This window comes from Streptomyces sp. NPDC058880 (assembly GCF_042742535.1).
GTDB lineage: Bacteria > Actinomycetota > Actinomycetes > Streptomycetales > Streptomycetaceae > Streptomyces.
The window spans coordinates 30,096-50,864 of the sequence record NZ_JBHYMC010000012.1 but is presented as its reverse complement, the minus strand read 5'-3'; the positions used below and the strand labels follow the sequence as shown (position 1 = coordinate 50,864).

The window sequence follows — 20,769 nt, the reverse complement described above, 5'->3', positions numbered from 1 at the left end:
CCGGGCAGTACGACGGCTGCGGCCCCTGGACATCAGGGGCCGCGGCCGACCCGCTCATCTGATCCGTTTGGCAAATTTCCGGCCATCCGTACGCGCGTCCGCTACGAAGAAACCTCGGACACACCACAGGCACCGCGCCGAACCCGAGAGCACGACCCAGGACCAGGACGAGGACAAGGACCACCATGCGACGGACACCCCGACCCCGGCCGGCCGGCACCGGCTGCCCCAGCCCCAGCCCCCTGTCGCCGCAGCCGGGGTCCGACCAGTGAACCAACCCCTCCCGTTCGGGCCGGGTCGTACCGGCCGGGCGAGTCACGCCGGCCGCAGCGACCTCGCCGAGGTCATGGACAAGGTCGCCCACGGCGACAAACAGGCCTTCTCCACCCTCTACGACGCACTCGCGCCCATGGTCTTCGGGATCGTCGTCCGGGTCGTACGCGACCGGCACCAGGCGGAGGAGGTCGCGCAGGAGGTCATGATCGACCTGTGGCGGCAGGCCGCCCGCTACCGGCCCGAGTCCGGCGCCGTCACCACGTGGGCGGGGACGATCGCCCACCGGCGGGCGGTGGACCGGGTCCGCTCCGCCCAGGCGTCCTCCGACCGGGAACACGCCCAGGCCGCCCGCGAGCACCAGACGGCCTTCGACGAGGTCTCCGAGCAGGTCGAGACCCGCCTGGAGAGCGAACAGGTACGCCGCTGCCTGCGCGGCCTGACCGAACTACAGCGCCAGGCCGTGACCCTGGCCTACTACCGCGGCCTGACCTACCGTGAGGTCGCAGAAGCCCTGCGCACACCGCTTCCGACCATCAAGACACGCATGCGCGACGGACTGATCCGGCTCCGCGACTGCATGGGGGTGACCACATGAAACAACACCACTCCGACGTACACGCCCTCGCCGCCGCCTACGCCCTCAACGCCCTGGACCCCGCCGAGCGCCGGGGGTTCGCCGACCACCTGCCGCACTGCCCGACGTGCCGCGAGCAGGTGGCCGAGTTCGAGGCCACCGCCGCGCGCCTGGCCGACTCCGCCGCGCAGAGCCCGCCCCCGGGGATGAAGCAGCACGTCCTGGACGCCGTCGACGGCGTCCGCCAACTGCCGCCGCGGGTCACCGACAGCGCGCCGACCGCCGGCTTCGGCAGTGTGCTGCGACGCCGGGCCGTCCCCCTCGCCCTCGCCGCCAGTGTGGCCGCGGCCGCCTCGTTCGCCGGTCTGGCAGCCTGGCAGAACCAGCAGAGCGACCAGTACCGGCAGCGTGCGATCCAGGCCCAGCAGCGGCTCGACGACGTCAGCGCCGTCCTGGCGGCACCCGACGCACGTGCGGTCCACGGCCGGGCGAGCAACGGAGCGACCACCACGGTCGTCGCCTCCGAGCGGCAGAACAGGGCCGCCTTCACCGCCGCCGGACTGCCCGCGCCCGCACCCGGCAGGACCTACCAGCTCTGGCTCGACCACGACGGCACCATGCGCCCGGCCGGGTTCATCCACCAGGACGGCACCGTCCTCATCGACGGGGACACTGCCGGCGCAGGCGCCGTCGGCCTCACCCTCGAACCCGCCGGAGGCTCCCCCAGCCCCACCACCGCCCCCCTCCTCCTCATGGCCCTGCCCACCTGACGCCGGACCGCCCCCGCCCCGTACGCATCAGGAATCGTCCGCCACCAATCCACCCGCCCGCCCGCTGCGAAGTACGGGTGAGCGACCGCACCCAGCGGCGCGTCGAGTGACGGGAGTGCTGAGGTGGAACACCGGAAAGCGGCGGTGGTCGGCGCCGGGGTCGCGGGCCTGACGGCAGCCCACATCCTCGCGCGTTCGTACGAGGTCACCCTCTACGAGGCCGACGGCCGCCTCGGCGGCCACGCCCACACCCATGAACTGCCCGGCCCCGACGGGCGGCTCATGGGTGTGGACTCGGGGTTCATCGTCCACAACGAGCGGACCTACCCCACCCTGCTGAGGCTCTTTCGCGAGCTGGGGATCACCACCCAGGACGCCGAGATGAGCATGTCGGTCCGCTGCGACGGCTGCGGACTGGAGTACGCGGGCGCCCGCGGCCCGTCCGGCCTCTTCACCGGCCGGCCCGCACTGCGCGGCCGCTACCTGGCCCTGCTCGCGCAGGTTCCGGTCTTCCACCGCAGGGCCCGGCGGCTGCTCGCCGATCCGCCCTCCCACCACGTCACCTTCGGCGACTTCCTGCGCGCGGGCCGGTTCTCCCCCTACTTCGTCAGCCACTTCGCCCTCCCGCTCGTCTCCGCGGTGTGGTCGTGTCCCGCGAGTACCGCGCTGTCCTACCCGGCCGCCCACCTCTTCACCTTCCTCCACCACCACGGCCTCCTGTCGGTGACGGGCTCCCCCCAGTGGAAGACCGTCACCGGCGGCTCCGCCGCCTACGTGCAGGCCGCGGCCAAGAGCGTGCACCGGGTCCGTACCGACAGCCCCGTGCAAGCCGTCCACCGGGCGGGACGCGGCTCCGGCGCCTGGATAACCACCGAGAACGGAGCCACCGACGGCTACGACGCCGTCGTCATCGCCACCCACCCCGACCAGGCCCTCCGCCTGCTCGCCGATCCCACCGAGGATGAACGAAGGCTCCTGGGCGCCTTCACCTACGAGCCCAACCCCACCGTCTTGCACACCGACACCGGGATCCTGCCCCGCTCACCCCGCGCCCGGGCCTGCTGGAACTACCACATGCCGGCCTGCGCCCCCTCCACCGAGGCCGTCCGCGTCAGCTACGACATGCGGCGCCTGCAGAAGCTCCCCGACGGCGCCGACTACGTGGTGACCCTGGGCGCCGACGACCGTGTGGACGCGGACCGGGTCGTGCGTCGCATGCTCTACGAGCACCCGGTCTACACCCCCGCCTCGGTCGCCGCGCAGAAGGAACTGCCGCGCCTGAACACCGGCGTGACCGCCTACGCCGGAGCATGGCACGGCTGGGGCTTCCACGAGGACGGCTGCCGCTCCGGCGCGGCCGCCGCGCGCTCCCTGGGAGTGCGCTGGTGACCGGGGAGGCAGCCCCCGCCGCCGCGCTGTACGAGTGCCTGGTCGTCCACGCCCGCACCGCGCCGCTGCGCCACGACCTCCGGCACCGCACCTACCTGTGGTGCGTGGACCTCGACCGGCTGCCGGTCCTGCCCCGCCCGCTGCGTCCCCTGGCCCGGTTCGACCCGCGCGACCACTTCGCGGGCCGCGCCCCCACGATCCGCGCCGGTCTGGAGGAGTTCCTCGCCTCGCGCGACATAGACCTCGCGGGCGGGCGCGTGCTGATGCTCGCCCACGCGCGGGTCCTCGGGTTCGTCTTCAACCCCCTGAGCGTCTACTGGTGCCACGACCGGTCCGGAAACCTGGTGTGCGTGGTGGCGGAGGTCCACAACACCTACGGACAGCGGCACTGCTACCTCCTCCATCCGGACGCCGGCGGCCGGGCCAGGGCCGAGAAGCGGTTCTACGTCTCGCCGTTCTTCCCGATCGAGGGCCACTACCGGATGCGCCTGCCGTGCCCCGGGGAACGCCTCGACCTGACGGTGCACCTCCACACCGAGGCCGGCCGCCCGTTCACCGCCACCGTACGGGGCCGTGCCCGCCCCGCCACGCCCCGCGCCCTGCTGCGGGCCGCCGCCCGCAGGCCCTGGTCCACCGCCGTCGTCTGGGCCGGGATCCGCTTCCACGGGATCCGCCTGCTCCTGCGCGGCCTGCCCCTACAACCCCGCCCCCGGCACATACCGCAGAAGGGAATGGTCCCGTGACCCGCCCGGCCATCACGCCCGACCACCAGGCACCACCGTCCGGCCGTCCGCCGCTGATGCCGGAGCAGCGGCGCATGCCCGGCGGCACCCCCGCTGCCGGCCGGGGCGCGGACCCCGCACGCTGGCCGGACGTGGCACGGCCGCCGGCCGCCGGTCCGGCCCGGACCGCCGTCGCCGCACACCTGGTCGGCCGGGCTCTCAAGCGGCTCCCCCTGGAGGTACGCGACGGCACCGGAACCGACGCCGCTACCGGCCCCCGGCCGGACATCACCCTCCACGACCCGGACGCCTTCTTCCAGCGCATCGGGCACGCCGGCCTGATCGGCTTCGGGGAGTCGTACATGGCCGGCGAATGGGACAGCGACGACCTGCCCGGCCTGCTGACCGTCCTCGCCACCCACGTCGACGAATTGGTCCCGGCCCCGCTGCGCGGCCTCCGCCCGCTGTGGGTGTCCCACCGCCCAGGCCGCGACCGCAACACCCGGCGCGGCGCACGCGAGAACATCCACCGCCACTACGACCTGTCCAACGACCTCTTCGCCGCCTTCCTCGATCCGACCCTCACCTACTCCTCCGCCGTGTTCACCGCTTTCCCCGCGCGCTACGAGGACCTCCCTGCCGCCCAGCACCGCAAGATCGACCGACTCCTGGACCTCGCCCACGTCACGGACGGCACCGAGCTGCTGGAGATCGGCACCGGCTGGGGAGAGCTCGCGCTGCGCGCCGCGGCCCGCGGTGCCCGCGTCACCACCCTCACCCTGTCCGCCGAACAGGCCGCCCTCGCCCGCGCCCGGATCGACGCCGCCGGGCTCGGCGACCGCGTCGAGGTCCGGCTGTGCGACTACCGTGACGTGGAGGGCCGCTACGACGCCGTGGTCAGCGTCGAGATGATCGAAGCGGTCGGCGCCGAGTACTGGCCCTCCTACTTCGCCGCCCTGCGGACCGCGCTCCATCCCGGCGGCCGCGTCGCCCTCCAGGCCATCACCATGGGCCACCGGCAGATGCTGAACACCGCGGCCACCCACACCTGGATCAGCAAGTACGTCTTCCCCGGCGGCCTGATCCCCTCCCGCCGTGCCATCACCGAGCACGCGGCGGCGGCAGGCCTGCGCACCGAGTCCGATATGGGCTTCGCCGAGCACTACGCGCAGACCCTGCGGCTGTGGCGGGAACGGTTCACTGCGAACCAGGCGACCGTCGCCGAACTCGGCTTCGACACCGTCTTCCAGCGGCTGTGGGACTTCTACCTGGCCTACTCGGAAGCCGGCTTCCGCTCCCGCTACCTGGACGTCCGCCAGATCGTCCTGACCGACGGGACCTTCCGGTGAGGGCCGTCGGGCCCGCCGGGGCGTCCGCCGCCGGGGAGGGGCCGTGAACGGCACCGCCTGGGGCCCGTTCGGCACCAACCTGGCGGTCGCGGCAGCCGTCTCGGCGGCCGTACTGCTCGTCGCGTTCGCCGTCGGAACACGCCTGCGCCTGCACCGCGTCGTCGACGTCGCCTGGGGTGTCGCCTTCAGCGCCGTCGCCGTCGGGACCTACGTCCTCTCCGCCGGGCAGGGAGACCCCGTCAGACGGCTGCTCGTCGCCGCGGCAACCATCCTGTGGGGGCTGCGGCTGTCGGCGCACATCGCACGGCGCGCCCGCGGCCACGGGGAGGACCCGCGCTACACCGCGCTCCTGGACAAGGCACCCGGAAACCGGACCTGGTACGCCCTGCGCACCGTGTACCTCCTCCAGGCCGCGCTGGTCTGGCTCGTCTCCCTGCCCGTCCAGGCCGCCTCGTACGCGGCGGCCCCGATGGGCGTGCTCGGCGCACTCGGACTGGCCCTGTGGGCCGCAGGACTGTGCTTCGAGGCCGTGGGCGACCACCAGCTGGCCCGGTTCAAGGAGGACCCGGCCAACCGGGGCCGCATCATGGACCGGGGACTGTGGGGCTGGACCCGCCATCCCAACTACTTCGGCGACAGCCTCGTCTGGTGGGGCCTGTACCTGTTCGCCTGCACCAGCGTGTCCTCGGCGCTGCTGAGCCTGGTTTCCCCGGTCCTCATGACGGCCCTGCTGACGGTCGGCAGCGGCAAGCGGCTGCTGGAGAGACACATGGCCGACCGCCCCGGTTACGCTGAGTACGCCGCCCGCACCAGCGGATTCCTTCCGCTCCCGCCCCGCCACCACCCCTCGAAGCCCAGGAGGTGACGTGTGGACCCTTCGCCCGAGGCCGCCGACCACCCCGGAGGGGGCGCCCACCGGGATCGGCCCGTGCCGGCCGCCCTGATCCCCGCCCCCGCCCACCGGCTGTCCCAAGGGGTGCCCGCGGCCGTCCTGCTGCTGCACGGCGGTCGGGCGGACGCCCTGCGGCCGCCGCCCCTGCTGAACCTGCCGGCCCTGCGCATGCGACCCTTTGCGACGGCCGTCACGCGCGCCACCGCCCACGCCGGCGTGTTCGTCGCACACGTCCGCTACCGGCACCGGGGCTGGAACGGCCACCACGCGCATCCGGTCGCCGACGTCCGACGCGCCCTGGAGGAGCTCCGTGCCGTCGCCGGACCGGTTCCCGTCGTCCTCGTGGGGCACTCCATGGGCGGGCGTGCGGCCTTGCGTGCCGCAGACGATCCCCAGGTCGAGGGGGTCGTGGCGCTCGCTCCGTGGTGCCCGCCGGCCGAACCGGCCGCCCATCTGCGCGCTCGCACGGTTGTCGCCCTCCATGACGAACACGACCGTGTCACCCGGGCGGCGGACACCTGGGCCTACCTCGAACGCGCCCGGAAGGCCGAAGCCCGGGTCCGCGGCATCAGGATGCCCCGCGGCGGCCACGCCATGATCGGCAACGCCGGCCTGTGGCACCGGATCACGGCCGAAGCCACCGCGGCGCTCCTCGGACTCGCCCCGTTCCCCGGCGGCCTCCCCGGCGGCGACGGTCCGTTCGGTCCGGTGCGAGCCGACGGGAACGCGACCGGCGCGCCGGGGCCGCAGTGGTGATCACCCGGTCCGCGCCGCCGGTGCGGTCCGCGGGCCGACCCGCGTGCCCGGGCGGGCCAGCGCACCGGGCCACCAGACGCGCGGGCCGATGTCGATGATGAGGGCCGGTACCAGCAGAGACCGCACGACGAGGGTGTCCAGCAGGACGCCGAAGGCGACGATGAAGGCGATCTGGACGAGGAAGGCCAGCGGAATCACCATCAGCGCGGCGAAGGTCGCGGCGAGGACCACCCCGGCGGAGGTGATGACCCCGCCCGTGGTGACGAGCCCCCGCAGCACGCCCGCACGGGTCCCCAGCGCGAGGCTCTCCTCGCGTACGCGGGACATCAGGAAGATGTTGTAGTCGACGCCGAGGGCGACCAGGAACACGAATCCGTACAGCGGTACGGAGGCGTCCGTGCCGCTGAAGCCCAGCAGGTGTCCGAAGACGAGCGCGGACACCCCCAGGGTGGCGAGGAAGTTCAGTGCGACCGTCGCCACCAGCAGGACGGGCACGAGCACGGAGCGCAGGAGCGCGACGAGGATGAGCAGGATGATGCCGAGGACGACCGGGACGATGACGGCGCGGTCACGGGCCGAGGTCTGCTGGGTGTCGAACTGCTGGGCGGTGTAGCCCCCGACGAGCGCGTCGGCCTCCGGCACCGCGTGCACGCGCTCCCGCAGCCGCTGGACCGTCCTCTTGGCGGCGTCGCTGTCGGTCGCCGCGTCCAGCGTGGCATCCAGACGGACGCGGCCGTCCACGACGAGCGGAGCCCCCGGGCCCGGCCTGCCGCCACCCGCGGTGAAGGGTGCGACCGAGGCGACCCCGTCGGTGCCTTCGGCGGCCACCCGTACCTCGGCGGCCCGGTCGGCGTTCACGATGACGACGGCGGGATTGCCCGAGCCGCCGGGGAAGTGTCGGGCCAGCGTCTGCTGGGCGCCCACCGAGGGCGCGTCGTTCACGAAGATCTCGTCCAGTGGCACGCCCTTGGCGGACAGCGCGGGAGAGAAGCCGGCCAGCACCACCAGCAGGACGGAGGTGGAGACCCACACGCGGCGGGGAGAGCGGTCGATCAGGGCGGCGATCCGGCGCCACACGCGGTGCCCCTCGGCCGAGGCGTCGGCCGGGCCGGGCATGGCCGGCCAGTACGCGGTGCGGCCCAGCAGGACCAGGACGGCCGGCAGGAAGGTCAGCGAGCTCAGCACCGCGCAGACGATCCCGATGGCGCCGACGGGCCCGAGTGCCCGGTTGTTCGTCAGGTCGCTCGCCAGCAGGGCCAGCAGCCCCAGGGCCACGGTCGCCGCACTGGCGGTGACCGCTCCGGCCGACCGGCGCACGGCTGCCGCCGCGGCGTGCGCCCGGTCGCCGCGTACGGCGAGCTCCTCCCGGAAGCGCGCGGCGACCAGCAGGGCGTAGTCGGTCGAGGCGCCGATCACGAGGATCGACAGGATTCCCTGCACCTGGCCGTCCACGCGGACGGCGCCCCGGGCCGCCAGCGCGTAGACCACCGCGCAGGCCAGGCCCAGCGCGAACACCGCGCTGATGATGATCACCAAGGGCAGCAGCACACTGCGGTAGACCAGCAGCAGGATCAGCAGGACCGCTCCCAGGGCCACTCCCAACAGCAGCCCGTCGATCCCCGCGAACGCCTCGGACAGGTCCACCTGGGTGGCCGCCGGACCGGCGATCCCGACCGAGGTGCCCGGCACCCGCTGCGCCGCCTGCCGCACCTCGTCCAGGACCGCCGGGAGCTCCTCGCCGAGGTCGGGCGCGAGCGGTACGACGGCCTGCAGGGCCCGCCCGTCGGCGGAGACGACGGGCGGTGAGGGCGTGGTGGCGATCCCGGGCCGTCCCACGAGGTCCCCGACCGCCCGAGCGGCCGCCTCCTGCTGCCCGACGGTCACCCGGGGCCCGTTCGCCGTCCACACCACGACGGCGGGTACGGACTGCGCTTCCTCGAAGGCCCCGCGGGCTTCGAGGACCCGCGTCGACTCGGCGCTGCGCGGCAGGAACGCCGCCTGGTCGTTCGTGGCGACCTCGCGGAGCTTGCCCGCGTACGGTCCCAGCGTTCCACCGATGCCGAGCCATACAACCAGCAGGGCGAGCGGAACGATCCAGCGGGCCCGGCGCGATGCCTTTGCGCGCGGTGTCTTTCTCAACGAGAGTCCTTGGCCGTGATGGGTGGAGGTCGGGCGAACAGCGTCCGTGCCCGGGGGGTCCGCGGCGGCGGCCCCTCATCCCCACTTCCGGCCGAGGGTCCGATCGGGTTGCAGTTCCCGGCCGCCGATCCGCAGTCGCACGCCGTCGGCGGGGTCCGCAAGCGGTCGACGCAGCCGCCGTGCGGGTGAATGCACCGGGTACAGACCCCCGCGTGCCCTTGGATGGGCCCGTACGCGGACGGACCGACCACCAGCTCCCGGAGACCGGCATGAGGAAGATCAAGGCGCAGTTGTTCATTTCGCTCGACGGTGTCGTCGAGGCGCCCGACCGCTGGCACTTCCCCTACTTCAACGACGAGATGGGCGCCGCCGTGGATGCCACCCTGGGCCGGGCCGACACCCTGCTGCTCGGGCGCAGGACGTACGACAGCTTCGCGGGCGCCTGGCCGCAGCGGGAGGTGGAGGGCGGGGAGGACGCGCCGTTCGCCAAGGTGCTGGGTGACGCGCGCAAGATCGTGGTGTCGAACAGCCGGCTCGACTTCACCTGGCGCAACTGCGAACAGCTCGGCGGCGCCCTCGCCCCCGCCGTCGCCGCCCTGAAGGAGCAGCCGGGGACGGACACGCCGGTATGGATCAGCGGCTCGGTCTCCGTCGTGCGCCAGCTGATCGCCGCCGGGCTGCTGGACGAACTGAACCTCCTGCTGCACCCGATCGCCGTGCGCGGCGGCATGCGCCTGTTCGACCGGGAGCCCACAGCGGTGCCGCTGGAGCTGGTGTCCGCCGAGACCTTCCGCACCGGTGTGCTGAACCTCTTCTACGCCGTGGCCCCCGCACCCGGCGGGGCGACGTACGAGGACGCCAAGACCCACCTGCCCCAGCACTGAGCCATGGCATCCGGGCGGAGGTGGGGAGACGGCCGCGCCTTCCTGGTGGCGGCGCTGGCGGGGGGTCTGGTCGGGCTGGTCGGCGGCGCGTTCCGGTGGTGCCTGGAACACGCCGACCTGCTGCGCACCTCGGTCGTGGAGGAGGCCGCCGCACTGGGCGGGGCCGGCCGGTTGATCCCCGTCGCCCTCACCGCGGCGGGCGCGGCGGCGGCCTGTGCGATCGCCCTGCGGGTACCGCACGCCGCGGGCAGCGGCATCCAGCACGTGGAGGCCGTGTGGCGGGGGGAGTCCCAGGGCCACCCGGCCCGGCTGCTACCCGCGAAGTTCGCGGGCGGAGTCGTCGGGATCGGCTCGGGCCTGGTCCTGGGACGGGAGGGACCGATCGTCCACATGGGTGCCGCCATCGGAGCCGTGGCGGGCCGCCGCGGCCGGCTGGCCGCCGGCGACGCCCGCATGCTCCACACCGCGCTGGGCGGGGCCGGTCTTGCGGTGGCCTTCACCGCCCCGCTGGGCGGGCTGCTGTTCGTCTGCGAAGAGGTGACCGGCACGGTGCGGCCCCGCCTGGTGCTGCTGACGATCGTCGGCACCGTCACCGCGGTGTCCGTCTCCCAGCTGATCGTGGGCGACGGGCTGGTCCTTCCCATGCCGGCCGTTCCCGCCCCGCCGCTGTGGATGCTCCCGGTCTTCCTCCTGTGTGGGGTGACGGCCGGGGCACTGGGCGCCGGGTACAGCGCCCTGGTCGTGGGGACTCTGGAGGTGTGCGACCGGCTCACCCAGGTGCCCCTCGTGGTCCGGGCCGCCGTGATCGGGGCCCTGGTCGGCGCCCTGATGGCCTTCGACCCGCTCCTCACGGGCGGCGGCGACCAGCTGAGCGAGCGCCTGCTGGCGGGCGGGAGCCTGACCGGCGCGGCGCTGGTGGTCTGCCTCGTCGTGCGCTTCGTGGCCGGCCCGCTCAGCTACGCTGCCGCGACTCCCGGCGGGCTGTTCGCACCGCTGCTGGCCCTGGGAGCCCTGTGGGGGACGCTCACCCACGCGGCCGCCTTCCCCCTGCTGCCGGCCGGCACGGCGGGTCCCGCCGCGTTCGCGGCCGTGGGGATGGCCGCCGTCTTCACCGCCGTGGTGCGGGCACCGCTCACCGGCGTCGCCCTGGTGACGGAGATGACCGGCACCGGCGCGCTTCTGCTGCCGCTGCTGACGGCCTGCTTCGCCGCGGCGGTGACGGCGGACCGGCTGGGGAGCGCACCCCTCTACGACACTCTTCGCCGCCGCATGCTGGGACGGGCCTGACGGGTGCGGGGGCCGGCTGGAGAGGGGCCCGCCGGACCCGTGCCGCGAGGCGGCCGCTACCGTCGTGCTCCGAGGAGGGAGCCACATGCCCCGTACGTTCAGCGTCCACGACACCGTCTTCGTCGCCGCCGACCCGTCGACGGTCTACCAGCACGTCGCCGACCCCGCCCTGATGGGGCGTTGGAGCCCGGAGAACCTCGGCGGGACCCCGGTCGACGGGCCGGGCACCCGGACCCGGGTCGGCATGGCCTTCGACGGCCGCAACAAACGCGGCCCGCTGCGCTGGACGACCCGCTGCACGGTGACGGCCGCCGACCCGGACCGGCTGTTCCGGTTCAGGGTCCACGCCATAGGCTTCCGCCGCCCGTGGCTGCCCGGCCCGATCGCCACCTGGGAGTACCGCTTCGCCGCCGTGCCCGGGGGCACCGAGGTGACCGAGACGTGGACCGACGACCGCCGGAGCTGGCCCGATGCGGTGGCCAACACGTTCGACCGGATCGCGACGAGGGGACACACCTTCGCCGAGTTCCAGCGGAAGAACATCCGGACGACCCTGCGCAACCTGAAGTCACAGCTGGAGGCCCGCTCCACCGCTGCCTGACACCTCGGCAGCGGCGGTCGGACCGATCCGATCCTCAGCTTCTCTTGGGGGCGTGATCGATGCGGGGGTCTTCAGGGGCGCCCCGCGCAGCGGAGGCGGCGGCGTGGTGCGCGGCGGCGGACTGCGTCAGGGGATCGTCCTCGCCCAGGACAGAGGTGCTGAGGATGAGGACCTTCCGGTAGAGCCGGAGGGCCTTGCCCAGGTGTCCAAGCGCGTGGTGGGCGAGGGCCAGGTTGTGGGCGGTCGTGAGGAAGTCGATGTGCCCGGGGCCGAGGAGACGTTTCTGCGCGCGGAAGGCGGCTTTCAGCAGGGGGAGGGCGCGCTCGGGGTCTCCCGCCTCCAGGCGGGCGAGCGCGAGGTGGGAAGCGGACTTGAGGGTCTGGGCGTCGTGCTCGCCGAGCGTGCGGCTGTGGGAGGCATGGATCCGTTCGCACAGCAGGGCGACCTGGGCCGCGTTCCCCGCCTCCCGGTGGGCCGATGCCAGTCCGTGGAGGGAGTCGACCGTGCGGGGATGGTCCTGGCCCAGCGTGCGGATGTTCGTGGCGACGGCCTGCTCCAGGAGGGGTATCGCCCGGCCGGGGTTTCCCGCCTCCAAGTGCGCGGCCGCCAGGTTGTGGCGGGTGGCGGCAAGGTGCGGGTGGTCCTCGCCCAGCGCGCGCACGCTCTCGGCGAGGGTGTGTTCGAGCAGGGCGATCGCCTTGTTTTCTGCCCCTTGCCCCCCTTGGAGGAGAGCGAGGTTGTTCCGGGCGTTGAGGGTGTCGGGGTGGTTCGGGCCGAGTACACGCAGCCTGTCGTCGAGGACCTGGGTGCAGAGCAGGATCGCCCGGTCGAGGTCTCCCGCCGCCCGGTGTGCCCCGGCCAGACTCTCGCGGGCGGTGAAGGTGTCGGGGTGGTCCTCTCCCAGGACCCTCAGCCGGTCCTCCAGGACGCGCGCGCTGAGCGGGATCGACCGCTCGGTGTCCCCGGCCTCGGTGTAGGCGTCGGCGAGGAGGCCCTGGGCGGCAAGCGTGTGCGGATCGTCCTCGCCGAGGACGCGCATCCGGTCTTCGACCACCTGCTCGTATTCCTCGATCGCCCGGCCTGGGTTTCCGGACGCCAGGTGGGCGGAGGCGAGGTTGGAACGGGTGGCGAGGGTGTGCGGATGGTCCTCGCCCAGGGCCCGCTCCTGGCGTCGGCGGAGCCGTTCGTACAACGGGACGGCTCTGGCCGGGTCTCCTGCCGCCTGGGCGGCCTGGGTGAGGATGATGCGGGCGGCCTGGGTGTCGGGGTGGTCCTCCCCGAGCACCCGGGCGCTGATGGCGGCGTTCCGCGTCTGTAGTTCCAGCGCCCGGTCGAAGTGCCCGGCCGCCAGGTAGGCGGTTGCCAGATGGGAACGGACCATGATGGTGGCGTAGTGCGCTTCACCTCCCAGGCGGAGACTGTCGGCGAGGGCCTGCTCGATCATGGCCGTCGCCCGGTCCACCTCCCCGGCCTCCAGGCGGACCACCGCGAGATTGACCTGGGCTCCGATGCTGAGCGGATGATCCCTGCCCCTGTGCCGCACGGTCGCCGCGACGGCCCGCTCGGACAGGGCGACGGCCCCGGCCAGGTCACCGATCGCGAGCCGGGTGGCGGCGAGGTTGTTGACGATGTCGGAGGTGTCCGGATGGTCCGGGCCCTGGCTGCGCTCCCGATACGCGAGGGCTCGTTCGAGGTGCGGGACCGCCCGGCCCGCCAGCCCCTGGCCGTGGAGGTAGCCCCCCGCCTGGTTGAGCAGTGCCGCCATCTGCGGTGAGTCATCGGCGGTCGGCGTGTTGCTCGCCAGGGCATCGATGTGCGGGATCAGGCTGCGCCACTGTGGCCACAAGGCCGGGTCCCGCCAGGACAGGGGGATGACGTCCTCGTGCAGGGCGAGGGTCGCGTGGATGCGGGCCATCTCGATGAGCACCGGGTCGCGGTGGGGGTCGGCGGGATCGGGTGTGCGGGTCAGCCCCTGCACGAGACGGTGCATGCCGAGGGTGCGGGTGGCCGGGGCGACATCGATCATGCTGTACGCGTTCAGGAGGCCGACGGCGTCGGCGACCTGGCGAGGCGTGGGCATCGACTCGAAGGGATGGTCGGGAATGCGGTCAAGGAGGCCGACGGGGATGCGATCGGGGCCGTACCAGGCCAGGGCGCGCAGGACGCGGGCCGCGTACGGCTGGAGTTCGCTGATCCGGTCCAGCGTCACGCGCCAGACGCGGGCGACGGTGCGCTCGGCGGAGGTGCGGCCCTCGCCTCCCTGTTGATAGGTCCCGGCCGGGTCCTCGCGCAGGAGGCCGACGTAGTTGCTTGGGGTGAGGAGTGGGTTCTGCGCCAGGTAAGCGGCCGCCTGGACCACCGCGAGGGGCAGATGGCCGAGTTCGGCGCACAGCTCGGCGGCGCCGTCCAGGTCCCGGGGCCCGGCTGCGGTGGTGGCGCGAGTGAGCAGGGTCAGGGACTCGGCCGGGTCCAGGACGTCGAGTCGGATGACGGTGGTGGCGGTGGTCCACACCGTGGCGAGCCGGCTGGTGATCAGGAAGCGGCCGCCGGGGGCACGCGCGAGCAGTGCGGCGATGTCAGCCGGGTCGGTGACGTTGTCCAGGACCAGCAGCCAGCCAGTGTGTCCCGCAAGCCATTGGAGGGCGTACTCGGCCAGGGCTGCCGTGGTGAGCACCTTGGCCAGGGCCGGCTGCAGTGCTACGGCCAGGGCGGCGAGCCCCTGCTCGACGCCGGCGGGACTGTCGGCGGTGATCCACCGGACCGGCCTCAGCTTGTGGGAGTGGGCCCGGGTGGCCACCCAGTGGGCGGCCAGGGCGCTCTTTCCGACTCCGCCGAGTCCGTGCACCGCCTGCAGGCGCACCTGTCCTGACCCTTTCATCGCCGCGTCCAGGGACTGCAGTTCGGATTCCCTGCCCACGAAGTGACCGGGCAGGTAGGGCAGATCGTCCATGCCCCGCGGGGCCTTCACCTTGGCCGCCGCCCGCAACACCTCGGGAGGCAGCAGCACGCTGGAATGGTCGTTGTAGATACCCGAGACCGCGATGCCGCCGTTGTCGGCGACAGCGTTCCCGGACCCTGTCACCTGTTGGGCGGGGGGCGACGAGGGGATGTCCCCCGTCACGCGCACCCCTTCGACGGCGGTGCCCCGGGCCAGGCTGCGCCCGCCCCCGTCACGTCGCCTGCCCCAGTGCCATTTCGCCATGGCCGCTCCCGATCCCTCGCCTCGTCGCTCCCCGGCCTTCGGACGGTGTCCGGTGCCTAGGCGCCTCGTGGATCATGGCGGGAATCAGTGATGCCGCTGACGGCGCGGGAGCCCGGGCCGGTGGCCTGCGCGTCCCCGGTGTTCACCGCGCGCGCCGGCCGCCCGCCCACTCCGCCGGTGCGCTCGACACCGGTCACGGCGTGGCCCCCGTCCGTGGCCGTGGCCTTTCCGGTGGACACGGCCAGGTCGCCCTCGAGGAGGGCGCCACAGCGAAGCAGCGCCCGCAGCTCGTCGGCCAGGCGCTGCTGATCCTGCGGGTCCGCGTTCTCCAGCAGGGACTCAAAGCGCCCCTGCCACATGCCGCTCTGCCGGTCACGCTCCCGCTCCGGGTCCGCGGACGCGCCGGCTTCCAGCGCCCGGGAGGTCCGGTCCAGCCGTTCCAGCTCGGCCTGCTCCCGCTGCTCGTCGCCGCGCCCGAAGAGCCCCGCCACCCGGCGCCGTACTCCGTCCCAGGCGTCCGTCCCGGCAGCCTGTACGACCGCGCCGCCACCCGCGGCGGCCAACGCTGTCAACGTCTCGACCAGCACCGTTCTCCCCCTTGTGTGACGGGCCGGCCCCCGGGGGCCGACCGCGCGAAAAGACAGCGCAACCACCCTAGAGATCCCATGGATCTTCTGGGGGAGAACGCCGGAATCCGGCGGGAACGGCGTCCGACCCGGCCGCCAGGAGCTCCGGGCCTGCCTGGAGACCGAAGGATGGGGGCCTGCGTGATGTCGTGAGCAGGTGCTGGGTTCTGCCCTCTTCGTGGGGTGGAACCCCGGTGGAGGATGGTCGTGACGCGTAGGTTCCGGTCCAGTGCCCAGTGGCGCGAGACGTCCGTAGAGGGCGGCCCATGGGCCGCCCTCTACGGGCCACGCGCCTGTCGCTCCCACGGTGTGGCCGCTACCGAGCAGCGGTCCGCCAGGGCACGGGTCGGGACCCGTTCAGCCGGACAGCTCGGCCCGCCACTCGCGGGGCCACTGTCCCGGCGGCGGGGGAGCGCCTTCGATGCCGAGGTCGCGCCGCGCACTCTCGTAGAAGGCGTCACGCGCCGCGCTCGCCATCCGGTGCGCCCTGGTCCACATCTCGCCGTCGACCGAGTCCTCCCGGATCAGCAGCTGTATGGTCCAGATCGTCTCGTGCCAGCGCCGTGCCGCCGCAACCGTCGCCGCGTCACCCACGAGGAGGACGGCCTCCCACTCCGTCGCACGGTGCGACTCGGCGTCCGCGAGCAGCGGCAGACCGTCGGCCGGTGCCAACGGGTCGACCACGTCGGAGTATCCGAGAGAGGCGCCGATGCGCTGGGTGAGGCGGAGCTGTGCCTTCAAGGCGTTGGCGTAGCGGCCGTACGTCTCGAAGCGCTTCTCGTCCCACCGCTCCTCCCGCTGCCGTCTCCACCGGCGGCGCTCGGTCAGCGTCTGGACGGCGTAGGAGCCGAACGAGCCGACCACGACCCCGATGAGTGCGGGCAGTTGATCGAGCAGTGCCACAGTCCCTCCCCGAACCGTCCACCTGGCGTGCCGCGTTGAACGGGCCGCGACGGTCAGCTCCCTACCCACCGGCGGTACGTGGCACCGCTGACGGGTGCCGGTGCTTTCCGGTCTCGACGGTGCCCCTTCCGGCCCGGCCGTGCGCCCGCCGGGGAACCCCACGGCCGGTACGGCACGTGGGTGCCCGTGCGGCGCACCCGCCGCGGCGGGAGACTGGTCCTGCACGGTCGGGGGAAGCGGCCGCGGCCCCGCCCCGCCCGGCCCGAACGGACCGAGGGAGGATCCATGACCGCGCTCGGAGACCTGATCGGGATCGACGACAGGACCGTACTGGTCCTCGGCCGGGAGCTCGATCTCGCACACGGTCGGCCGGACGTCGCCAACGCCCTCGTGCACCGGGCCGGTGACACCCTGGTGCTGGTGGACACGGGCGTCACGACGGCGTTCCGCGCCGCGCTGCGCGCGGCGGCCGACCGGGTCGGACCCTGGTCCCGGGCGGTCGTGCTGACCACGCACGGCCACCCCGACCACATCGGCAACAACGACCTGGCCGACGAACTGGGCGTGCCCGTCCAGCACTGCGTCCCCGCCCGCGACCTGGACCAGATGCGGGACCCGGAGTCCTACTGGCTGCGGTCCTTCGAGCGCATCGCCTGGGCGGTGCCGCTGCCGCCGGCCCGACTGGCCGCCGAGGTGGTGGCGCTCTTCGCGCCGCTGCGGCCCTTCGCCGCGGTGACCCGGACCTACGAGGAGCGGCCGCCGGAGCTGATCCGCATCGGCTCACGGCGCTTCACCGGCTGGACCTTCGCCGACGGGTCCGTCCGCGTCCTGCGCAGCCAGGGCCACTGCGCCGGGCACGTGATCGTGCACCTGCGGGACTGCGGGGTCCTCCACCTGTCCGATGAGGGGAACGGCGCCTGCGGTGCGATGTACGACGCCGACCAGCTCAAGATCCAGAGTGTGCTCGGCGCCGTCGCCGGCCTCTTCGAGGAAGGGGAGGCCACGATCCTCACCGACGGCCACAGCTTCGCCCTGCGCCGCGGAGCCGAGGCGGTGTCCCACCTCGACGGACTGCTGGAGCAGGCCATGGCCCTCCAGGGCGCGGCACTCGGCCTCACCGGCGGGGACGGGCCGGTCCGCCCGAGCACGTTCACCACCCGCTACGCGCGGGCCATCGCCGAGCGCCGGGTGGGCGGCGCCAACCCCAACCCGGTGTTCACCGCCATGATGGCGCTCAACGCGCTCGGCGAGCTCGGCCTGCGCCCGGATTCCGGCGCCAACGCCGGCGCCGACGCGCCCTGGTCCCGCCCGTACCGCCCGATCCCGCCCCGCCCCGGTGACCGCGGCGCGTAGGGACGGCCTCAGTAGGCGCGTCCCACGTGCGCCAGGGCCTGCTTCAGCAGCACCGCGTGGCCCCCCGGCATCTCGCCCTGCACGGCGGCCGAGCACGCCTCCTCCGGGCTGAACCACACCAGGTCCAGGGCGTCCTGCCGCGGACGGCAGTCACCCGTGACCGGTACGACGTAGGCGAGGGAGACCGCGTGCTGGCGGGGGTCGTGGAAGGGAGTGATCCCGGCCGTCGGGAAGTACTCGGCCACCGTGAACGGCTGGAGCGAGGCCGGCACCTGAGGAAGGGCCACCGGCCCCAGATCCTTCTCCAGGTGGCGCAGCAGCGCGTCGCGGACCCGTTCGTGGTGCATGACGCGGCCGGACACCAGCGTCCGGCTGATGGTCCCGTCCGGGCCGATCCGCAGGAGCAGCCCGACGCTGGTGACTTCGCCGGTGTCGTCCACGCGCACGGGAACGGCCTCGACGTACAGGATCGGCATCTGGGCCCTGGCCGCGTCCAGCTCGTCACGGGTCAGCCAGCCTGGCGTAGTTTCGGTCATGTCAGCCATTTCTTGATCATACTTTCCGGAGTGGTCCTTGGCCCAGATCACGCGTGCATCGGAAATCGACGGGCCATCAGCATGCCCTTGACGGCGAAAAGTCGACGCACCGACGCCACGCCCGTCACGACTGGTTACCGCTCGTCCGCATGACCGAAAAGCTGCATTCGTGGAGACTCGGACGCATATCCTCCTTGCCCATGGCAGGGGCGTCGTATTCCTGGAGGCACGATGAGTGAGCGGCCGGTCCTTCTTCCCTATGCCGACCCGGCTTTCCTCGCGGACCCCTTCCCGCTGTACCGGGAACTTCGCGAGGAAGGCCCCGTACGCCGCGTCGTCGCCGCGGGCGGGCTGGAGGCCTGGCTCGTCACCCGCTACGAGGACGGACTTGCCGCGCTTTCGGACCCCCGTCTCAGCAGCGACGTACGCGACGCCTCGGACCCCCGGCTCCTGGCCCAGCTGCCCGCGACCGATCGGGAGTCGATGCTGAGCAACATGCTCCGCAGCGACCCGCCCGACCACACCCGCCTGCGCCGCCTGGTCTCGACGGCGTTCACCGCCCGCCGAGTCGCGCAGATGCGGCCCCGGATCCAGGACATCACCGACCGCCTCCTGGACGGGATCGCCCCGGCCGGCCGCGCCGACCTCGTCGCGGACTTTGCGCTGCCGCTGCCCGTCGCCGTCATCGGCGAACTGCTCGGCGTACCGGCGGACGACCGGCACGACTTCCAGCACTGGACCGACCGCATGATCATGCGCGGCGGGGAGCCGCCGGACCCCGCCGCGGTGGACGAGGCCTGGCGGCACATGCGCGCCTACGTGACCGACCTCATCCGGGACAAACGCGCCCGCCCGCGAGGCGATCTGCTCAGTGCCCTGATCGCCGCCCGGGACGAGGAACGCAGGCTGAGCGAGGACGAGCTCATCGCGATGGTCTTCCTGCTGCTCGCCGCCGGCTACATCACCACGGTCAACCTGATCGGTGGCGGCATCGCCATGCTGCTCGCCCACCCCGACCAGCTCGACCTCCTGCGCGGCGACCCCGGTCTCCTGGGCAGCGCGATCGAGGAGTTCCTGCGCTACGACGGGCCGGTCAGTCCCGGCATCGCCCGCTTCGCCCGCGTGGACGCGGAGATCGCGGGGACGATCGTCCCGCGCGGTGCGACCGTCCTCATCGCCTCGGCCATCGCCGACCGCGACCCGGCCCGGTTCCCCGACCCCGACCGCCTGGACATCACCCGCCAGGACAACGCCCACCTCGCCTTCGGCCACGGCGTCCATTACTGTCTCGGCGCGCCGCTGGCCCGGTTGGAGGGGCAGGTCGCGATCGGCACCGCGCTGCGTCGGCTCCCCGAACTCGCCCTGGCCGTGGAGCCGCAGGAGATCCGCTGGCGCCCGGGTGGTCTGCGCGGTCCCTTGAGCCTCCCGGTGACCTTCCGCCCCGTCACGTAGACGGTCCGGTCGGCGGGGCACGGCATACTGGGGGAGCCCGCCGTCGGCAGCCGTGCCGATGAGCGGGTGGGGCGCGGGAGGGCCCGATGACGAACCTCTTCTTCGAGAGCGGGAACCTGGAGGCCACCGAAGCCTTCCTGTCCGCCGCCTACACCCCCATGCAGATCGGCGGGCGTCCCACGGACACCCGCGTCCGGATCTCCCGCACCGCAGTCGGCGGACTGAGCGTCGACCGGGTGTCCTTCGGCTACACGATGGGCTACGACGCGGGCTGCCTGGGCAAGGTGTGCCTGGTGACGATGCACAGCGGGACCATCGTGGACACCACCGGGGGCCGCGAGGAGGTCTTCGGGCCCGGCGAGACCTTTCTCATCGCCCCCCACGACCGCCCGTACGCGGGGCAGGTCCGCGAAGCCCGGTACACGATCACCATGTTCGATCCCCGCCTGCTGGGGCGGGTCGCCTCCGTTCCGCGTGGCGGGGAGGTACGGATCACCGGGCCCCGGGCCGTCGGCCCCGCCGAGAACCGGCGGCTCGGCGCGGCCGTCGCCTACCTCCGCGACCACGTCCTCGACGACAGCGCCGCATCGGCCGACCCGGACGCGCTGCTGGTCTCGACGGCCGCCCAGCACCTGGCGGCCACGGTGCTGAACACGCTGCCGAACACCGCCCGGGCGGACCGGCCGGGCCCGCGCGACACCCGCGACGCGCACAGCGACACCCTGCGCCGCGCCGTCGCGTTCATCGAGGCCAACGCTCACCGCGACATCACGCTCGCCGACATCGCCGCCTCGATCCCTGTCACTCCGCGCGCGGTGCAGTACGCCTTCACCCGCCACGCCGGTACGACGCCGCTCGGTCATCTCCGCCGGGTCCGGCTGGCCCGTGCCCATGCCGAGCTCCGGTCCGCCGACCCGTCGGGCTCCGCTACCGTTGCGGGCATTTCCGGACGCTGGGGCTTCGCCCACCAGGGCCGCTTCGCCGCTGCCTACCGCCAGGAGTACGGTGTCGCGCCCTCGGTCACGCTCAGGTCCGGCTGAGCGGGCGGAGTCGAGGCC

General features: G+C 73.3%; 18 protein-coding genes. 13 read left to right on the top strand and 5 right to left on the bottom strand.

Annotated features, from left to right (window positions below; all coding sequences use genetic code 11):
* Window positions 1-268: 268 nt before the first annotated feature.
* From sigK to ACFW2G_RS09840, 7 genes are all read left to right on the top strand, one after another.
* Entirely contained in the window at window positions 269-871 is a 603-nt protein-coding gene (sigK, locus tag ACFW2G_RS09870; protein ID WP_037917494.1) for an ECF RNA polymerase sigma factor SigK, read from the top strand.
* Complete coding sequence (locus ACFW2G_RS09865) at window positions 868-1,620, top strand: anti-sigma factor domain-containing protein (RefSeq protein ID WP_384582208.1); 753 nt, start codon at window positions 868-870, stop codon at window positions 1,618-1,620. Before sigK ends, ACFW2G_RS09865 begins: the two co-directional genes overlap by 4 nt.
* Window positions 1,621-1,743: 123 nt before the next feature.
* On the top strand, window positions 1,744-3,009 hold the full coding sequence (locus ACFW2G_RS09860) for an NAD(P)/FAD-dependent oxidoreductase (protein ID WP_037917500.1): 1,266 nt from the start codon (window positions 1,744-1,746) through the stop codon (window positions 3,007-3,009).
* On the top strand, window positions 3,003-3,752 hold the full coding sequence (locus ACFW2G_RS09855) for a DUF1365 domain-containing protein (RefSeq protein ID WP_384582260.1): 750 nt from the start codon (window positions 3,003-3,005) through the stop codon (window positions 3,750-3,752). Before ACFW2G_RS09860 ends, ACFW2G_RS09855 begins: the two co-directional genes overlap by 7 nt.
* Entirely contained in the window at window positions 3,749-5,080 is a 1,332-nt protein-coding gene (locus ACFW2G_RS09850) for a class I SAM-dependent methyltransferase (RefSeq protein ID WP_384582210.1), read from the top strand. The genes ACFW2G_RS09855 and ACFW2G_RS09850 overlap by 4 nt, the downstream gene beginning before the upstream one ends.
* A 43-nt stretch (window positions 5,081-5,123) precedes the next feature.
* On the top strand, window positions 5,124-5,945 hold the full coding sequence (locus ACFW2G_RS09845) for a DUF1295 domain-containing protein (protein WP_384582214.1): 822 nt from the start codon (window positions 5,124-5,126) through the stop codon (window positions 5,943-5,945).
* A 63-nt stretch (window positions 5,946-6,008) separates the two neighbouring features.
* Entirely contained in the window at window positions 6,009-6,728 is a 720-nt protein-coding gene (locus ACFW2G_RS09840) for an alpha/beta hydrolase (RefSeq protein WP_384582262.1), read from the top strand.
* Here ACFW2G_RS09840 and ACFW2G_RS09835 read toward each other — a convergent pair whose 3' ends face one another.
* Complete coding sequence (locus ACFW2G_RS09835; RefSeq protein ID WP_384446505.1) at window positions 6,729-8,867, bottom strand: MMPL family transporter; 2,139 nt, start codon at window positions 8,865-8,867, stop codon at window positions 6,729-6,731.
* A 269-nt stretch (window positions 8,868-9,136) separates the two neighbouring features.
* Between ACFW2G_RS09835 and ACFW2G_RS09830 the strand changes: the two genes are divergently transcribed.
* From ACFW2G_RS09830 to ACFW2G_RS09820, 3 genes are all read left to right on the top strand, one after another.
* On the top strand, window positions 9,137-9,751 hold the full coding sequence (locus ACFW2G_RS09830) for a dihydrofolate reductase family protein (RefSeq protein WP_384582216.1): 615 nt from the start codon (window positions 9,137-9,139) through the stop codon (window positions 9,749-9,751).
* 3 nt (window positions 9,752-9,754) lie between these two features.
* On the top strand, window positions 9,755-11,038 hold the full coding sequence (locus tag ACFW2G_RS09825) for a ClC family H(+)/Cl(-) exchange transporter (protein WP_384582218.1): 1,284 nt from the start codon (window positions 9,755-9,757) through the stop codon (window positions 11,036-11,038).
* Between the two features lie 85 nt (window positions 11,039-11,123).
* Window positions 11,124-11,639, top strand: coding sequence for an SRPBCC family protein (locus tag ACFW2G_RS09820; protein ID WP_384446499.1), 516 nt, complete (start codon window positions 11,124-11,126; stop codon window positions 11,637-11,639).
* Window positions 11,640-11,673: 34 nt separating this feature from the next.
* Here ACFW2G_RS09820 and ACFW2G_RS09815 read toward each other — a convergent pair whose 3' ends face one another.
* From ACFW2G_RS09815 to ACFW2G_RS09805, 3 genes are all read right to left on the bottom strand, one after another.
* Window positions 11,674-14,841, bottom strand: coding sequence for a tetratricopeptide repeat protein (locus ACFW2G_RS09815; RefSeq protein WP_384582220.1), 3,168 nt, complete (start codon window positions 14,839-14,841; stop codon window positions 11,674-11,676).
* 56 nt (window positions 14,842-14,897) lie between these two features.
* Complete coding sequence (locus ACFW2G_RS09810; RefSeq protein ID WP_384582222.1) at window positions 14,898-15,428, bottom strand: hypothetical protein; 531 nt, start codon at window positions 15,426-15,428, stop codon at window positions 14,898-14,900.
* A gap of 396 nt (window positions 15,429-15,824) precedes the next feature.
* On the bottom strand, window positions 15,825-16,370 hold the full coding sequence (locus ACFW2G_RS09805; RefSeq protein WP_236647498.1) for a hypothetical protein: 546 nt from the start codon (window positions 16,368-16,370) through the stop codon (window positions 15,825-15,827).
* A gap of 285 nt (window positions 16,371-16,655) precedes the next feature.
* Here ACFW2G_RS09805 and ACFW2G_RS09800 point away from each other — a divergent pair, with 285 nt between their 5' ends.
* Window positions 16,656-17,723: an MBL fold metallo-hydrolase gene (locus ACFW2G_RS09800; protein ID WP_384582224.1), complete on the top strand. Its 1,068-nt coding sequence runs from the start codon at window positions 16,656-16,658 to the stop codon at window positions 17,721-17,723.
* An 8-nt stretch (window positions 17,724-17,731) separates the two neighbouring features.
* On the opposite strand, the gene ACFW2G_RS09795 is transcribed toward ACFW2G_RS09800, so the two are convergent.
* Window positions 17,732-18,259, bottom strand: a complete 528-nt coding sequence (locus ACFW2G_RS09795) for an NUDIX hydrolase family protein (protein WP_037917524.1) — start codon at window positions 18,257-18,259, stop codon at window positions 17,732-17,734.
* A gap of 231 nt (window positions 18,260-18,490) precedes the next feature.
* Between ACFW2G_RS09795 and ACFW2G_RS09790 the strand changes: the two genes are divergently transcribed.
* Window positions 18,491-19,711 carry a cytochrome P450 gene (locus tag ACFW2G_RS09790; RefSeq protein WP_384582226.1) on the top strand — a complete coding sequence of 407 codons (1,221 nt, stop codon included), beginning with the start codon at window positions 18,491-18,493 and terminating at the stop codon, window positions 19,709-19,711.
* 86 nt (window positions 19,712-19,797) lie between these two features.
* The gene (locus ACFW2G_RS09785) at window positions 19,798-20,751 is read left to right on the top strand and encodes an AraC family transcriptional regulator (protein ID WP_384446489.1); all 954 of its coding nucleotides are present in this window, start codon (window positions 19,798-19,800) and stop codon (window positions 20,749-20,751) included.
* Window positions 20,752-20,769 lie beyond the last annotated feature (18 nt).

What these genes read in the sequence shown, in the direction of transcription:
- ACFW2G_RS09830 (WP_384582216.1), top strand. Translation starts at nt 9,137, where the DNA reads ATGAGGAAGATCAAGGCGCAGTTGTTCATTTCGCTCGACGGTGTCGTC.
- ACFW2G_RS09865 (WP_384582208.1), top strand. Translation starts at nt 868, where the DNA reads ATGAAACAACACCACTCCGACGTACACGCCCTCGCCGCCGCCTACGCC.
- ACFW2G_RS09825 (WP_384582218.1), top strand. Translation starts at nt 9,755, where the DNA reads ATGGCATCCGGGCGGAGGTGGGGAGACGGCCGCGCCTTCCTGGTGGCG.
- ACFW2G_RS09785 (WP_384446489.1), top strand. Translation starts at nt 19,798, where the DNA reads ATGACGAACCTCTTCTTCGAGAGCGGGAACCTGGAGGCCACCGAAGCC.
- ACFW2G_RS09790 (WP_384582226.1), top strand. Translation starts at nt 18,491, where the DNA reads ATGAGTGAGCGGCCGGTCCTTCTTCCCTATGCCGACCCGGCTTTCCTC.
- ACFW2G_RS09800 (WP_384582224.1), top strand. Translation starts at nt 16,656, where the DNA reads ATGACCGCGCTCGGAGACCTGATCGGGATCGACGACAGGACCGTACTG.
- ACFW2G_RS09795 (WP_037917524.1), bottom strand. Translation starts at nt 18,259, where the DNA reads ATGACCGAAACTACGCCAGGCTGGCTGACCCGTGACGAGCTGGACGCG.
- ACFW2G_RS09815 (WP_384582220.1), bottom strand. Translation starts at nt 14,841, where the DNA reads ATGGCGAAATGGCACTGGGGCAGGCGACGTGACGGGGGCGGGCGCAGC.
- ACFW2G_RS09820 (WP_384446499.1), top strand. Translation starts at nt 11,124, where the DNA reads ATGCCCCGTACGTTCAGCGTCCACGACACCGTCTTCGTCGCCGCCGAC.